At 67.0% G+C, this 15,221-nt stretch carries 12 protein-coding genes; 2 read left to right on the top strand and 10 right to left on the bottom strand.

The genetic code is table 11. From position 1 onward, the window contains the following. Window positions 1-43: 43 nt before the first annotated feature. The 3 genes from RH90_RS09905 to RH90_RS09895 form a co-directional block, all read right to left on the bottom strand. Complete coding sequence (locus RH90_RS09905) at window positions 44-805, bottom strand: alpha/beta fold hydrolase (RefSeq protein ID WP_029625208.1); 762 nt, start codon at window positions 803-805, stop codon at window positions 44-46. Next, entirely contained in the window at window positions 786-1,232 is a 447-nt protein-coding gene (locus RH90_RS09900) for a GFA family protein (protein WP_010185438.1), read from the bottom strand. Before RH90_RS09900 ends, RH90_RS09905 begins: the two co-directional genes overlap by 20 nt. Window positions 1,233-1,303: 71 nt before the next feature. Next, complete coding sequence (locus RH90_RS09895) at window positions 1,304-4,135, bottom strand: TonB-dependent receptor (RefSeq protein ID WP_010185436.1); 2,832 nt, start codon at window positions 4,133-4,135, stop codon at window positions 1,304-1,306. Window positions 4,136-4,635: 500 nt separating this feature from the next. Between RH90_RS09895 and RH90_RS09890 the strand changes: the two genes are divergently transcribed. Together RH90_RS09890 and RH90_RS09885 are read left to right on the top strand one after the other, a co-directional pair. Next, window positions 4,636-6,978, top strand: a complete 2,343-nt coding sequence (locus RH90_RS09890) for a glycoside hydrolase family 31 protein (RefSeq protein ID WP_010185434.1) — start codon at window positions 4,636-4,638, stop codon at window positions 6,976-6,978. Between the two features lie 84 nt (window positions 6,979-7,062). After that, window positions 7,063-7,842 carry an IclR family transcriptional regulator gene (locus RH90_RS09885; RefSeq protein WP_010185433.1) on the top strand — a complete coding sequence of 260 codons (780 nt, stop codon included), beginning with the start codon at window positions 7,063-7,065 and terminating at the stop codon, window positions 7,840-7,842. A 100-nt stretch (window positions 7,843-7,942) separates the two neighbouring features. Here RH90_RS09885 and RH90_RS09880 read toward each other — a convergent pair whose 3' ends face one another. The 7 genes from RH90_RS09880 to RH90_RS09855 form a co-directional block, all read right to left on the bottom strand. Next, window positions 7,943-10,204: a glycoside hydrolase family 3 C-terminal domain-containing protein gene (locus RH90_RS09880; protein WP_010185432.1), complete on the bottom strand. Its 2,262-nt coding sequence runs from the start codon at window positions 10,202-10,204 to the stop codon at window positions 7,943-7,945. A gap of 161 nt (window positions 10,205-10,365) precedes the next feature. Continuing rightward, window positions 10,366-11,244: a hypothetical protein gene (locus RH90_RS09875; RefSeq protein WP_010185431.1), complete on the bottom strand. Its 879-nt coding sequence runs from the start codon at window positions 11,242-11,244 to the stop codon at window positions 10,366-10,368. Window positions 11,245-11,281: 37 nt separating this feature from the next. Continuing rightward, on the bottom strand, window positions 11,282-11,455 hold the full coding sequence (locus RH90_RS23405) for a CsbD family protein (RefSeq protein ID WP_010185430.1): 174 nt from the start codon (window positions 11,453-11,455) through the stop codon (window positions 11,282-11,284). After that, a complete protein-coding gene (locus RH90_RS09870) occupies window positions 11,452-12,966 on the bottom strand; it encodes a PAS domain S-box protein (protein WP_010185429.1) in 1,515 nt (504 codons plus the stop codon). Before RH90_RS09870 ends, RH90_RS23405 begins: the two co-directional genes overlap by 4 nt. A 4-nt stretch (window positions 12,967-12,970) precedes the next feature. Next, entirely contained in the window at window positions 12,971-13,336 is a 366-nt protein-coding gene (locus RH90_RS24245) for a CsbD family protein (RefSeq protein WP_010185428.1), read from the bottom strand. A gap of 182 nt (window positions 13,337-13,518) precedes the next feature. Then, entirely contained in the window at window positions 13,519-14,076 is a 558-nt protein-coding gene (pnuC, locus tag RH90_RS09860) for a nicotinamide riboside transporter PnuC (RefSeq protein WP_010185427.1), read from the bottom strand. Then, window positions 14,076-15,218 (bottom strand): phosphotransferase enzyme family protein, encoded by a 1,143-nt coding sequence (locus RH90_RS09855; RefSeq protein ID WP_010185426.1) that lies wholly within the window; start codon window positions 15,216-15,218, stop codon window positions 14,076-14,078. The genes pnuC and RH90_RS09855 overlap by 1 nt, the downstream gene beginning before the upstream one ends. Between the last annotated feature and the right edge of the window lie 3 nt (window positions 15,219-15,221).

Genomic DNA, 15,221 nt, shown 5'->3' with positions numbered 1-15,221 from the left:
CCCAATGCGTGATGCGGCAATCTGTGCCGCACCACGCGCCGGGTCAAGCCGCGAGAAAGTCTGCGATTGCCGCGCCGAGCTCGGGCTCGAGCACCGCGCTCATGTGATTGCCCGGGATCGACTGGAAGGTCGCGTGCGGCATCGCTGCGGCGAGCGCTTCGCCCGAGCCATTGTCGTCGTCCTCTACTCCGGTGAGCACCAGCGTCGGCGTCTCGACCGCCGCGATCGCTTCGGCCGGCGTATCGACGAAGGTGTCGAGGATCCGCAGCAAGGCGATCGGATCGCCGCCGGTGGTCTTGAGGAACGCCTCGGTCAGCCACTCGCTGCTGCCGCGCGCGAAGCTGCCGAGATTGGTCAGCACATTGTGGAAATAGTGCCCGCGCCCCGCGGTATGGAGGATCCCCTCAAGCCCCATCCCCGACAACACCGCTCGCCGTGGTGTCGCGCCACTGGCGAGCATTCGCATCGTCGTGCGCCCACCGAGCGAATAGCCGGCAAGATCGTAATCGGTAAGCCCGAGATGCTCGATCAACGCGAAGCCGTCACGCATCAGCACGTCGGGCGGATAGCTCGCGGCATCATGTGGCTTGGCGCTGTCGCCGTGGGCGCGCAAGTCGGGCATGATCACGCGGAAGCCGGCAGCGGCGATCTTCGCGGCATGGCCGTATTTGATCCAGTTGATCGTCGCGTTCGAGAAATAGCCGTGGATCAGCACCACCGGCCGCCCTTCGCCCATCTCGCGCCACGCCAAGCGCGTGCCGTCAAAGCTTTCGAAGAACTGCGGTTCAGTCGGGGAGTGTGCCAAGCGCTTTCATCCATCGATCGGCCGTGGAGGGGTTGTCCGCCACGCGCGTCGTCGGGAGGTCCTTAGTGTCGAGCCATGCCGCGTGCCAAGTCTCGGGCGAGAAATGATGCTTGGGACGAAACCGATACGGATCGTCGAAGCTGCCGACGGTGAGATCCATCTTGCCGCTCGGCTCGACGAATTCGAAGGTCAGCGGCGTCCCGCATGCCGCGCAGAAGCCACGCTGCGCGATCGGCGAACTTTGGTAGCGATCGGGCTCGCGCGCCCAAGTCACGTCGGCAATCCCGACGCTCTTGAACGCGATCGAAACCCCACCGGTGGCGCGCTGGCACATCCGGCAGTGACAGAGATACGCGTCGTCATTCTCGATCTCGACGCTGTAGCGGATGCGGCCACATTGGCAGCCGCCGGTGACGGTTTCGATCATGGTGTCGCTCCCTTGTGCTGCAAATCGAAACCGTCAACGCGCGAGGATGCGATCCGGTGCGATGGTCGCGTTTAGAAGGTGATACGCGCCACGCCCGTGATCTGGCGATCGCTCATGATCGAATCGCGCGGACGCGTGAGGATGCCGTAATAGGTCGAGCGCACCGTATTGGTGAGGTTGGTCCCGTTGAGCGTCAGCGAGAAATGCGGCGTGACGTTCGCGGTGATCGACGCATCGAGCTGCCCCGACGCCTTCTCGAAGATCGGCAGATTGCCCGTGCCGTTGGCCGAGGTCGTCATCAGGAACTTGTCGCGCCAGTTATACGCTGCACGCGCCGAGATGATGCCGTGCTCGTAGATGCCGACCAGGTTGAAGTTATACTTCGACAGGCCTTCGAGCGGCAATTGCGTCACCGGTCCCTGGCTCGCCGGGCTCGGCGCCTGCGAATCGACATACGTGAAGTTCGCCTGCGCGCCGAGGCCGCTGAGTGGGCCGGGCAGGAAGTCGAAGAATTGCTGATAGGCGACTTCCACGCCCTTGACCTTGGCCTTGGCGGCGTTGTCGTAGGTCGTCACGTCAAACGTAGCAGATTTGCCGTCCGCGAAGGTTACGGAGGGTTGGTTGATGACCGTTTGGATGTAGTTCGAGATATCCTTGTAGAACCCCGCCACCGTCAACGACCCGGTTCGCGCAAAGTACCATTCGGCCGAAACGTCGAAATTGGTCGACTTCATCGGTTTGAGATAGGGATTGCCGGTCGAGGTCGTGTGTTGCTGATTGGCCTGGGCATCGCCCGGCTCGGTGAACGTGACGGTCGGGTTGACCTGATCGAACTGCGGACGCGAGATGTTCTTCGACGCGGCAAAGCGCAGTTGCAGCTTTTCGGTCAGGTGAGCCCGCAGATTCAAGCTCGGCAGGACCGACGTGTAGCTGTTCGTTTCACCGAGCTTGGTAAAGGTCGGAGGACCCGACACCGGGCCATTCGGCCCCGGGATAAGATCGACGCGCTGATAATAGCCGGAGACGGCGGACTGCGTGCGGACAACGCGCACGCCAATATTGCCGTCGATCGGCACCGGCAGATTGCTCGCCTTGAAGAATGCCGCGGCATAGCCGGCATAGCTCTTCTGCGATTCGGTGTTGATGCCGCTCGGCAGATACGGCGGCGTGGTGGCGACACCGAGCGCGGCGCGCGTTGCGTCATAGTTGAGCACGGTCGGGAGCGAGAACGCCTGGATGTTGCCGAACAGATTGGCCTGTCCACGGTAGAAGTCGCTCAGGTCGACATAGGTCAGATCGCTCGCCGGCCCGGACTCGCTGGTGTAGCGATAGCCGGTGTCGTTGGTCGTGTTCTTGCGATCGGCATAGCGGATACCGGCCTTGATCGAGCTGAGGATACCGCCGTCGAAGCGATATTCGCCGTCGAGCCGGCCGACAGTGTCGGTACCTTTGGAATTGTTGAGGTCGTCCAGATAATAGGCGTTGCTGTAGGTTCCAGGGTTCGCCAGCCCGGCCGCCGAGGCGATCTGGAACGACGGGGTGGCGCCCGAGATGTTCTGCGTCAGCGTCGTCGCGGTGCCGCTCAGCCCGACGATCGAGTTGAGATTGTCGGTCTTCGAATCGACATATTGGAAATCGCCGGTGATCGTCAGATTGGCCGACGGCTTCCACTTGCCGTTGAGCGAATAATCGCTCGTCGTCGAATGGCGCGAGCCGATCGAGGTGTTGTCGCCGATCGGGACGTTGGTGAACGTGCCGCTCTGGAAATCGCCGTTCGGGGCGTAGGTGAAGGGCGCTCCGGCCTGCGGCGTGATCGCGGCACCGCTGGTATAGGCGAAATAGCTGTAGCCATAGTCGCGGATCTTATAATCGTTGCGGAAATATTCGCCGGTGAATTCGAGAGTGCTGCTCGGGCGCCATTGCACCGACACGTCGATGCCGAAGCGGCGGCGGTCGCCGATGACCTCGCCGATGCCGGTGCCGTGCGGCAGCGTCGTCGTCTTGCCGGTGCGGCCGAGCTGCGCGGCGGTCGCGGCGTCGCTCGGGCTATTGGGCGTGCCGTCGGCCTTGAGGCTCTGGTCGAGCGTGTAGAACGGCTCGGTCGAGATCGTGTCCTGGCGGAACGCGGTCTTCTGGTACGACGCGCTGGCGAGCACGCCGATCTCGCCGATGCCGGTGTTCCAGCGATCGCTGATCAGCAGCGAGGCGGCCGGCTCGCTCTTGCGGACGAGGTCGAAATAGGTGTTGGTCGCCGACCCCGAAATCTTGAAGCCCTTGAAGTCGAACGGCTTGCGCGTGCGGAAATTGATCGTGCCGCTGAGCTGATCCTCGATCAGGTCCGACGACGGGTTCTTGTAGACGTCGACCCCGGCGAGCAGCTCGGAGGGGACGTCCTCGAGGCTCAGGGCATTGGTCTGGCCGTTCGCGGTGAAGATGTCGCGGCCGTTGAGTTCGGTGCGGACCTGCGTCAGGCCGCGGATCGCGACCGAGCTGCCTTCGCCGAAATTGCGCTGGATCTGGATGCCCGAGATGCGCTGCAGCGCTTCGGCGATGTTGCGGTCGGGCAGTTTGCCGATGTCCTCGGCGACGATCGAATCGACCACCTGGTCCGCGTTGCGCTTGATGTTCTGCGCCGACTGGAGGCTCGCGCGCACGCCGGTGACGACGATTTCGTCGGCAGGCGCAGCCGCAGCGGGCGCCGCCGCGTCGGGCGCGGCCGCCGCGGGGGTCGATTGGTCTCCGGACGGCGCGGTGGCGCCCGGCAAGGTCGTGGCCGGCGGGGTGGTCTGCGGCGTCGCCTGGGCAGCCGCCGGGGCAGCGATCGCGACGAACGGCAGGGCCGACGCGCCGAGCAGCAGCGCCTTGGTCAGGGCCAGGCGGCGGACGGCATCAACAGCGGACATTCATATTCCTTCCAAAGCGCACCACCTCGCTGACGCGGGGGTCATGAAACATCCGGGAAGGGTGCGGACGCCATCGGCGCCTTGCCTCTCCCTGCAAGCCTCCCTCGCTTCAACCGAAGTTTTGGGGAGGTCTTTCGATCGCGGCGAGCTACGCGCGTCGGGTGGGCGGGTCAATTAAAATGTGGATGGGTGATTTATGTATTCATAGGTGAACAGTCGGACATTTCGGGTAGCGCTATCACCGCGCTATAATCGCCGTGACCGCACGCGGAGCGAAATCCGGACGTATCAATCCCTTGTCGGGCTTGATCGGCGCTCGCTTGCGCTTCTGCGACCTTTGGAGCGATTGTCTTCGCCGTCGGCCTGCGCCAAGCCGCGCTGCATGGCGCGCTCCAGTCACTTTTCTCGCTTGCGCCAGTGAAACGAATACTCATAGGTGAACGCACCGCTCGGCAGCGCGCATGCGTCAACCGCCGGCATCGAAGGTGAGGATCAGCGACATGGCAATGGTATCGGCACGCGGACGCGCGCTCGCAAAATGGGCTGGCGCAGCGGCTTTCGCGCTCGTCCCCACAGTCGCGGCGCAGGCCGCGCCGCTCGGCTCGCTCGACCGCAATGGCAGCCATGTCTCGATCGAACCCTATGCCCCCAACATCGTCCGCGTGACGATCGCGGTCGACCGCGATCTCGCCGATGCGCCCCCCGGCCCTGGACCAAACGCCAAGCCCGATGCTGCCGGCTGGACTCATAGCGCCGACGCGAGCGGCGACGTGTTCACGTCGTCGGCGCTGTCGCTGACGGTCAATGCGCAGCCCTGGCCCAAGGCACCGAGCCAGATGGAGCGGTACTTCGCGCCGTCGCTGCCGCCAGTGTCAGTCAGCGTGAAGGGCGCCGACGGCCATCTCATCACGCAGATGAACGGCTGGGAGATGGCGCCGCACACCGTCGCGGACGAAAAGACCTTCAAGGTCGGCGCGAGCTTCGCCGCACCGCTCGACGAGCATTATTACGGGCTCGGCCAGAACCAGGAGGGCAGACTCGACCTGCGCGGCCGCACGATCGACTGCCGCCACAATTACGATGCGCCGGCGGGCGAGACGGTCTGCGTGCCGTTCATGGTGACCAACAAGGGCTATGGCATCGTGTGGGACAATCCTTCGGCGACGACGGTGTCGCCGGGGCTGCACAACAGCACGCACTGGCAATCCGACGTCGGCGAGCGCGTCTCGTTCTTCGTCATCACCGGTGCCACCACCGACGACCTCTATGCCGGCTATGCCAAGCTGACCGGCAAGACCCCGCTCCCGCCCAAGGCGGCGTTCGGCCTGATCCAGAGCAAGGCGCGCTACGAGACGCAGGCCGAACTGCTCGGCGTGGCGGAGGGGTATCGCAGCCGCGGCTATCCGCTCGACGTGATGGTGCTCGACTGGTTTTACTGGACGCGGATGGGGCAGCTCGACATCGACCGCACCTATTTCCCCGATCCGGCCGGCATGAACGCCAAGCTCAAGGGTCTGGGGATGCACAGCATCATCAGCGTATGGCCGCGCTTCGAGAAGGAATCGCGCTATTTCGACATGCTCGCCGCCAAGGGCTGGCTGCTGCATGACAAGGACGGCACCGTCGTCGACGGCCTGCCGATCCGCGCCGACCGCGCTGGAGCCTTGCTCGACAGCACCAACCCCGATGCGCGCGGCTGGTTCTGGGATCGCATCCGCGACAACATCGTCTCGCAAGGGTTCGACTGGATGTGGCTCGACGAGACCGAGCCCGATCTGGTGCCCGACGGCCACCAATATGCGATCGGTTCGGGCGACCGCTATCACAACCTCTTCCCGCTGGTGCACACCGCCAGCGTCGCCGATGGCTCGGCCAAGGACCGCCCCGATTTCCGCAACCTGATCCTGTGCCGCGCGGCGTATCTCGGCGCGCAGCGCAACGGCTGCCTGTTCTGGTCGTCCGATGTCCAGGCAACCTGGGAGGCGCTCAAGCGCCAGGTGCCGACCGGGCTCAACTTCACCGCCTCGGGGATGGCCTATTGGAGCAGCGACACCGGTGGCTGGCAATATCCGGCGGGTCCCAAGGCCGAGCATCCCGTGCTGCTCGATCCCGCCGGCGCGACCGCGATGGCGCCGAGCTATAGCGATTATCCCGAGCTGTTCGTCCGCTGGTTCCAGTACAACACCTTCACCCCGACGCTGCGCATCCACGGCCAGCGCCCCGCCACCGCGATCTGGGACTATGGCAAGGCGGCCGAGCCGGTGCTCGCGCAGTATCTCAAGCTGCGCTACGCGCTGATCCCGTATCTCTATGCGATGGGCCACCAGACCTACACGACCGGTGCGCCGTTCATGCGCGGGCTGTTCATGGATTTCCCGAACGACCCCAAGGTCGCCGACATGGGCGACGAATATATGTTCGGCCCCGCCTTCCTCGTCGCGCCGGTGACCGCGCAGGGCGCGACCAGCCGCTCGGTCTATCTGCCGGCCGGCGCCGACTGGTACGATTACTGGACCAACGAGCGCCATGCCGGCGGCCAGACGGTCAGCGCCGCCGCGCCGATCGACAAGATCCCGCTGTTCGTCCGCGCCGGATCAATCGTGCCGATGGGCGTACAGGTCCCGAGCACCGCGACGCGGCAGTCCCTCGAGAGCATCCGCGTCTATCCCGGCCGCTCGACGAGCTTCACGCTGTACGACGATGACGGCGTGAGCAACGCCTATCGCAAGGGCGGTGCCGGCACTGTGCTGCGCTGGGACGACGCCAGCGGCCGGCTGACCGCGTCGGGCAAGCTGCCCGGCGGTCAGGATGCCGCAGCTTTGGTCAAGGTGATCGGCCGCTAAGGCAGCGCTTGTGCGGGTTCGACGTCGCACTCTATGACTTGGCCGCAACGCGCGAGAGACGCACACGGCAACAGGGGGGATATGATGGACGATCAGGAAGAGGACGACCGCCGCTATCGGGCGCCCGCGCTCGAGAAGGGGCTCGATATCCTCGAACTGCTCGCCGACGCGAGCGACGCGCTGTCGCTGGCGGCGATTTCTGACAGGCTCGACCGGTCGCGCGGCGAGCTTCACCGGATGGTGCAGGTGCTGCAGTTCCGCGGCTATATCGACCAAGACGCAGGATCGGAGGGCTATCGCCTCACCGACCGGCTGTTCGCGCTCGGCATGCGCCAGCCGCGGACGCGCAACCTCGTCGAGCTGGCGCTGCCGGTGATGCGGCAATTGGTGCAGGATTCGCGCGAATCGTGCCACCTCGCCTTCCATAGCCGCGGCGAGATGGTCGTCGTGGCGCGCGTCGAATCGGGCGAGCAGCTCGGTTTCTCGGTGCGCGTCGGCTATCGGCGGCCGATCGCGGGCACTGCCTCGGGCGTCGTATTATACGCCTTCCAGCCCGACGAAGTCCGGCGGCGCTGGGAAGCACTGTTCGTTCCGGCGCTCGGCAAGGAGGCGCTGCGCGCATTCCGGGAACGCGCCGATGCCGTCCGTACGCGCCAGGTCGAGCTGACGCAGAGCCCGCTGGTCGCCAGCGTGACCGACATTTCCGCGCCGATCATGCGCGGCGGCGCGGCAGCGGCGGCGCTCACCGTGCCCTATCTCGAACGGCGCGAAACCGTGCACAGCGCCGACGAAGTGGCTGCGATGGTGGTCACCGCGGCGAACAGCATCGCCGAGCAATTGGTGCAGAGCGACGAGCGGTTGTGAGGCGGTTGCGCTGACGGGCACGCGGATCACCCTCGCGGTGATCCGCCCAGCCCTCAGCCGTCACCCCGGGCTTGTGCCGGGGTGACGGTTCCATGAAACCCTACCGCGCTCGCCAAGTCGCGGGCATCGTTCGCGCCGGCACGCTGACCGTGACCGTCTGGCGAATGTCGGTCGCCGAATCCGCGAGCATCACCTTGTAGCGCCCGCCCGCGATCCGCCACTGGTGGCCAGCCTCGTCCCACGTCGCGAGCAAGCGCGGATCGACCGACACCGACACCGTCTGCCGCGCGCCCGACGCGAGCGCGACCTTGGTGAAACCGCCCAGCCGCTTGGGCGCTTCCCACCCGCCCGCGACCGGCGCGACATAGATTTGCGGCACCGTCGCGCCGGCCCGCGCGCCGGTGTTGCGCACCGTGAAGCTCGCCGTCAGCGCGCCGTTCGCGGCGGTCGCGGTCAGGCCGTCGGTGGCGAAGCGCGTGTAGGACAGGCCGTGGCCGAAGGCGAAAAGCGGCGTGATCGCCTTGGCGTCGAACCATTTGTAGCCGACCGTCGCGCCCTCCCTGTAGACGACGTCGCCCGGATGCGGCGCCGCCGGGTCGGGCAGCTGATCGACACTCTTGGCGAAGGTCATCGGCAAGCGACCCGACGGATTGGCCGTGCCGAACAGCAGGTTGGCGATCGCAGCACCACCCGCCGTGCCGGGATACCACGCCTCGAGCACCGCGCCGACGCGGCCGAGCCACGGCATTGCGACCTGGCTGCCGGTCTCGAGCACGACGACGGTCTTGGGATTGGCCGCGCCGACCGCGTCGATCAGCGCATCCTGCGCGCCGTCGAGCGCCATCGGCACATCGAACGATTCGCCCTGCCACTGCGTCGCGAAGACGATCACGACATCGGCCCCCTTCGCGAGCGCCGCGGCGGCGGCGGCGTCGGTGCCATCGGCGAAGGCGACGTCCGCGCCCGGCGCGCGGCGCTTGATCTCGTCGAGCGGCGACGAGGGATAATACATGATCGGGCCGGGCCAGGTCTTGGGCAGCAAATCCGGCACGGCGTTGCCGCCGATCGGATAGACCAGCGACGAACCGCCGCCCGCAAGCACGCCCTTGTCGGCATGGCCGCCGATCACGACGATCCGCTTCGCGCGCCCCGCGAGCGGCAACAGGTCGCGCTCGTTCTTCAGCAGCACCGCGCCTGCCTCCGCCGCGGCGCGTGTCACCGCGGCATGCGCGGCATAATCGATCGGCTGCTCGCTGACCGGATGCTCGAACACCCCTTGCGCGAACATCGCGCGCGCGATGCGGTGCGTCATCAGGTCGAGCCGCGCCGGCGTCACCGTGCCGCTGTCGAGCGCCGCGCGCAGCGGCGCGCCGAAGAAGGGCTGCGTGTCGAACGGGAAGCCCGAATCCTGGTCGAGCCCGGCATTGGCGGCGGGCGCGGTGCTGTGCGTCGCGCCCCAGTCGCTCATCACATAGCCCTTGAAGCCCCAGTCGCCGCGCAACACGTCGGTCAGCAGCCAGCTGTTCTCACAGGCATGCGTGCCGTCGACGCGGTTGTACGAGCACATGATCGCGCCCGGATCGGCGCGCTCGATCGCCAGCTGGAAGGCGAGCAGATCGGACACGCGCGCCGCGCTGTGCTCGATCACCGAATTGCCGGTGTTGCGATCGGTTTCCTGGTCGTTGAAGGCGTAATGCTTGATCGTCGAGACGACATGGTTCGATTGGATTCCGCGCACCTGCTCGGCGACGATCGTTCCGGCGAGCAAGGGGTCTTCGCCGCCATATTCGAAGTTGCGGCCGTTGCGCGGCTCGCGCAGCAGATCGACTCCGCCCGCGAGCATGACGTTGAATCCCGAGCGCCGCGCCTCGTCGCCGATCATTGCGCCACCGGCATGCGCGACCGCCACATCCCAGCTCGCCGCGATCGCGAGGTTCGACGGGAGTGCTGTCCGCTCGCGCTTGACCAAAGCGCCGCCCTGCGTCGCAACCCCGACGCCGGCGTCGGTCTGATGCTGCGCCGGGATACCGAGCCGCGCGATCGCCGGGACATAGCCGGCCGATCCGGCGTGCGCCTCAGCGGGCGCGTGGTAGAGCGATACGGGGAAATCGGTGCCGAAATAGCCGAACACCATGGTCAGCTTTTCATCGCGCGTCATCGCCGACACCAGCGCCGCGGCGCGCGCATCGGGGTCGAGCGTCGCGTCGTTCCAGGCGCCGCGGATCGCCGGTCTGGTCCAGGCCGCGAGGACCGGAGTCCCCGCGACCGGCGCGACCTTCGCGGGCGGCGGCGGTGCTGCAACCTGCGCGGACGCCGCAACGGCGACGAACAGCAAGGGCATGGCGACGACCCGAAGCGTCATGAAGAAATCCTCTCTTGATGGGCGTCGCGCGATGCTCGAGACACGGTGCCGACCCGCGGTCGTATATGCTGCCGTTTTTGACAGGTAAACGGCCTTAGGGTCGTACACGCGGCCATGGGGTCTGTAGTGCCACCCACCACGGGATGGCACTACAGGGGACTTCAGTAGCGACGGCGCGTCGCTGCAGTCGCACCGAAGCTCGCAGCACCCGCGCCGATCAGCAGCGCGATCACCAGCAGGAACGAAGTCCCGGCGGCGACGCCCGCGGCGGTGTCGGTTGCCGACTTGGCGGTGGCGATCGTGTCGTTCTTGGTCTTGACGAACTGCGCCTTGGCGCGCGTCACTTCGGCCTGCGCCTCGGGACGGCTGACCTTGCGCTGCGCGGCGACCACATCGACGATGCGGCTTTCGGCCTCGGCGCCCTGCTGCCCACCGCGGGCGAGCGCGGGAAGCTGCATCGCGATTTCCTTCTGCGCCTGTTCGGGCGTCATCTGCGCCGGATCGGACGGCGTCGTCGCGAGATAGGCGGCGGCTTCGTTGCGCACGTCGCTGGTGTCGATCCCCGCCACATCGGCAACCTTGGGCGCAGCCGCGCCGATCCCGCTCCCGGCGGCACCCGCGACCGCACCGACGGTGCGGAACGCGCCGCCGATGATCCCGCCGACCGCCGACATAAGAAGATACAGCGTCAGGATCAGCGTCACGCCCCATACGACGAGACCGTGGACCAGCCCGTCGAAGCGGTCATGTACCCCAGCGACGCGCGCCGCGGCATAGCCACCCGCACCGAGCGCGATCACCGTCGTCACGATCCAGTAAAGCCCCGCGCCGATCCCGAACCCGGTCGCGCCGGGTGTCGTGCCCTCGACCGGGTTGACCAGACTCATGCCGATCCCCGTTCCAAGGATGCCGAGCACGAGCTGGATCGCGATCGCCAGTACGACGCCGGCGAAGATCGCGCCCCAAGAAATGCGCGCGGGCGTCTTTACCAGACGCGCGTCGTCAACCGGCACGAAGCCGGGGTTGAGATTGGTAGCCATAGTCACTCCTGTTGGTAGAAATGTGCCGGAAGCGGCGTCAGTTGCCGCGGTCCTTGGTTGCGGGGCTCTCGCCCCGGGCCTGCTCGGCGCCGGCCTTGCTCTCGCGCCGCCCTTGCCGTTCGACATCGACGTCGCCGATGATCTTGCCGATCGCTTCCTTGACCGAGCCCTTCGCCTGACGGGCGCGGCCTTTGTCGGTGTGCTGCGTCATGCTGCTATCTCCCGTTCGGGCGCGGGCATCGAATCGCCGTCGAACCCGCGCGCGCGCGCCCATACCGCCGCCGCGTTGCGGCGGTTGACGCCGATCTTGGCGTAGATCCGCGCGACATGGTTACGCACGGTGTTGCCCGACAGATCGAGCGTCCGCGCGATCGATTTGTCGTCGAGCCCGCGGCAGATCAGCGCCAGCACCTCGCGCTCGCGGTGCGTCAGCTGGTCGAGCCCGACGCCGCTGGGTTCGGCCTGCGGCGCGCGGATCCGCGCGAGCTTCTCCATGATCGAGCGGCTGAGCCAGCTCGTATCCTTCATCACCGCCTCGATCGCGCCGACTAGCTCGCGCTCGGAAGCCTTGCGCGTAGTGATGTCGCGCATCGCCCACAGCACGCACGCCTCGTCGCGCAGCAGGATCGGCTCGGTCGAGACGATCGCGTCGATGATCGCACCGTCTTTGAGCCGGATGCGGAGCTCGCGGTCGCGCAGCGCGTGACCCGCCTCGATCTCGGTCTCGAGCGCATCCTGCAGCGCAGGCGTCTCCCACAGCCCGACCTCGCCGAGCGGGCGCCCGATGATCTCCTCCGCGTCATAGCCGGTCAGCGCGGTGAAGGCTTCGTTGACGTCGCACAGCCGGTGACCCTCGAGCGCACCGATCGCCAGCGCCACCGGCGCAAGTGAAAAGGTTCGCGTGAAGCGCTCCTCGCTCTGGCGCAGTGCCATTTCCGCCTTCCGCCGCGGTTCGAGATCGGCGAAGGTGAACAGCATGCAGGGCTGATCGCCCATGTCGATCGGCTGGCCGGCGACGATGACGAGCTTGGTCTCGCCGTTCGGCAGGCTGAGTTCGGCCTCCATCTGCGGAATGGTGCGCCCCTCGGCGAGCCGTTCCTTGGCGAGCTCGCGCTGCTCGCCACGTTCGAGCACGTCGATGTCATAGACCGTCCGGGCGAGGATCGCGGCGCGGTCGTGCCCGGTCATGTCGACGAAACCTTGGTTGACCTTGACGTAGCGCAGGTCGCTCAGCCGGCATATGATCGCCGGCGCTGGATTGGCGTTGAACGACTGTTCGAAACGATCCTCCGCTTCGAACCGCGCCGACACGTCCTGGATCACCAGCACGAGGCATTCGGGCTCGCCCTCCGCATTGGTCAGCACCAGGCTGCGCACCTGGTGGACCCAGCGCGGGTCCTCTTCGCCCGCCACCGCAACTTCGACCACGACCTCCGAAAAGGCCTCGCCCGCGACGACGCGCTCGATCGGATAGTCGGCGCCCTTCAGGCGGTGGTTGTTGCGGTAGCGCAGCTGGAAGCGGTCGCGATAGTCGTCGACCGTGGCCCCGAGTGCCTCTACCGAATCGACCCCGTGCATCCCGAGCGCCGCTTCATTGGCCCACAGGATCGATTGGTCGGGATCGACCAGGATGACGCCTTCGTCGAGCCCCGCGATGATCTGGCGCAGATGGCGCAGATCGGCGGAGTCGCGCAGCGACTTGAGGGCCGGGACCACGGTCACGGGCTTAGTCGCGCTGCCCGTGGAGCAGCCAGGCGAGGCCGTAGCCGAGCGCTGCCGCACCGAGCGCCCACAACACGGGCGCCTGCTTGGCCGATTCCTGCGCGGTCCGCGCGCCGCGCTTGGCTGCATCGAGCGCGCGATCACCGGCTGCGCGGGCATCGCTGCCGATCTTCTCGGCGAGCTCGGGCGCGCCGTCGACCACGTCGCCGATCGCAGACTTGGCGCGGCCATAAAGGTTCTGCGCGCCTCCTGCGACCTGATCGACCACGCCGTCGACCTGCCAATCGCGGCTGCTGACGGTGTCGCCGACGGCCTTTTCGATCTTGCCGCCGACATAGCGTGCGCCGCCCTGGAATTCGTCCTTGTTCATCGTCTGACTCCTCGTGCGAAAGGGGATCCCCCGATCGGGACGCAGCGAGGCAAACGAGCCCACGCCGCGCATCCCGAATTGGGTTCGGATCGGACCCATAGAACGGCGAAGTCGGTGCCGGGTTCCTGGTATCTTTGCGCTACGCCTTGACCAAGAAGTACCAAGCGCGGCGCGAGCCGGGGCTAGCGTTGGCGCGCGGTCCGCCAGCGGCGATAGCCGAGGACCGCAAGGACGATCATCGCGGCGTAGAGACCGGCGGTGAGCATCAGCCCCTTGAAGACGAACATCCCGACATAGATCACGTCCACCGCGATCCACAGCAACCAGCTCGCGCGGTGGCGCCGCGCGGTCCAATATTGCGCGACGAGGCTGAAGCTGCTGAGCGCCGAATCGATCCACGGCAGCGCGGCGTCGGTATACCGGCTCGTCCCCCAGCCGATCGCCACCGCACCGATCGCGCCCAACGCCAGCGCGACCAGCGCGGGCAACGCCGCGAGCGGCTCGACCACGACTTCGCCGCGATCCTCCTTGCCGCGCGCCCAGACGATCCAGCCATAGACGATGCCGATGCCGAACAGCGCCTGCAGCACCATGTCGGCATAGAGCCGGACGTCGAGGAACAGCTTGAAGTAGAGCGCGCAGGCCAGCAGATTGATCGGCCAGCACAGCATCCGCCGCGCGGCGGTGAGCCAGATCCCCAGAAAACTGACGATGACGGCGGCGATCTCGAGCGCCGACATCAGCGGAGCGGCTCGAGGTCGATACGCTTTAGGAAGGCCTGCCCGGCGGGCGCGATGAACCAATCGGCATGGCCGAGCAGATACTGCTCCCACGCCACCGCCGCCTGATCGGCATCACCGACGACGCCCGCGAAATAGTCGATTTCCGAGAGCGCGAATTCGAGATGGACCAGGGGGAGCAGAGCCACCACGGCCGCCACATCGGCGCCATCGAGCGGCGTGACCGATGCGTACCCGTTCAGCAGCGCGCGCGCCGTTTCGGGATGGCCGATCGTCGCATCCGCTCCCTGCCCGAGATCGAGCCAGTCGATCGCGGTCCGCTCGATCGCCGTCGCGAGATCGTGGACCGCGGACGTACGATCAGCGAGGCCGAAGTCGAACACCGTTTCGACCGCGCCCTCCGCGCTCCACAGCAGGTTCGACGGATGCCAGTCGTTGTGCGTCCACAGCGCCGGGCGCCCGGCAAGGCGTGCGGGAAGTCCCTGCCCGAGCACAGTGAACAGCCGGGCCAGCGCCGGGCGCCAGTCGCGATCTTCGAGAAACGCGGCGAGCGCGGGCCGCGCGGCGACATAGGCCTCGGTCGCCGCGAGCGGATCCTCGCTCGGGAGAATGGTGAAGCTCGCGACCAACGGCTGCACCGCACGCGCGGGCGCCGCGAAGCCGCGCGACGCCGCATGCAGCCGGGCAAGCGCCGCGCCTGCCGCGCGAGCGTGCCCCACGGAAAAGAACGGCGTCCACGACAGCCGATCGCGATACAGATCGCGCCCTGCGCCGTGGCGGTGCAGTTCGTAGGTCCAGCCGCCGACAGCGACCGCACCCATCCCCGCGTCGGTCAGCATCACCTCGGGCACCGGTGCGCCAGCCGCGGCGAGATGCGCGAGGAAGGCGTGCTCCTCCGCGAGCCCGGCAGGCGTGCGCAGGTCTGGATGATGGCGCTTGAGAACGAACACGCCGCGCGACGTTCGCACGCGCGCCGCAGCCGAAAACGGCCGCGGCGAATGCCATTCGAGCGCTTCGAGCCGCCCCACCGCGGGGAAGCGCACGAGCGCCGCCGCGGCCTCGGCGTGCGTGATCGCTGGCCAGGTCGGCGGCTCGAGCGTGGTGCCCATGCCGTGGACGAGATGCGGGGCGGTCGCGGCCATCCG

It is taken from the genome of Sphingomonas sp. PAMC 26605 (genome assembly GCF_000241485.1).
Lineage (GTDB): Bacteria > Pseudomonadota > Alphaproteobacteria > Sphingomonadales > Sphingomonadaceae > Sphingomonas.
Note: the sequence above shows the minus strand (reverse complement) of the source record. Positions and strands in the feature narration are given on the sequence as shown.

Bases quoted from the DNA above. Each gene is read 5' to 3' on its own strand.
- RH90_RS09900 (WP_010185438.1), bottom strand. From the start codon at position 1,232: ATGATCGAAACCGTCACCGGCGGCTGCCAATGTGGCCGCATCCGCTAC.
- RH90_RS09895 (WP_010185436.1), bottom strand. From the start codon at position 4,135: ATGTCCGCTGTTGATGCCGTCCGCCGCCTGGCCCTGACCAAGGCGCTG.
- RH90_RS09890 (WP_010185434.1), top strand. From the start codon at position 4,636: ATGGCAATGGTATCGGCACGCGGACGCGCGCTCGCAAAATGGGCTGGC.
- RH90_RS09885 (WP_010185433.1), top strand. From the start codon at position 7,063: ATGGACGATCAGGAAGAGGACGACCGCCGCTATCGGGCGCCCGCGCTC.
- RH90_RS09880 (WP_010185432.1), bottom strand. From the start codon at position 10,204: ATGACGCTTCGGGTCGTCGCCATGCCCTTGCTGTTCGTCGCCGTTGCG.
- RH90_RS09875 (WP_010185431.1), bottom strand. From the start codon at position 11,244: ATGGCTACCAATCTCAACCCCGGCTTCGTGCCGGTTGACGACGCGCGT.
- RH90_RS23405 (WP_010185430.1), bottom strand. From the start codon at position 11,455: ATGACGCAGCACACCGACAAAGGCCGCGCCCGTCAGGCGAAGGGCTCG.
- RH90_RS24245 (WP_010185428.1), bottom strand. From the start codon at position 13,336: ATGAACAAGGACGAATTCCAGGGCGGCGCACGCTATGTCGGCGGCAAG.
- pnuC (WP_010185427.1), bottom strand. From the start codon at position 14,076: ATGTCGGCGCTCGAGATCGCCGCCGTCATCGTCAGTTTTCTGGGGATC.
- RH90_RS09855 (WP_010185426.1), bottom strand. From the start codon at position 15,218: ATGGCCGCGACCGCCCCGCATCTCGTCCACGGCATGGGCACCACGCTC.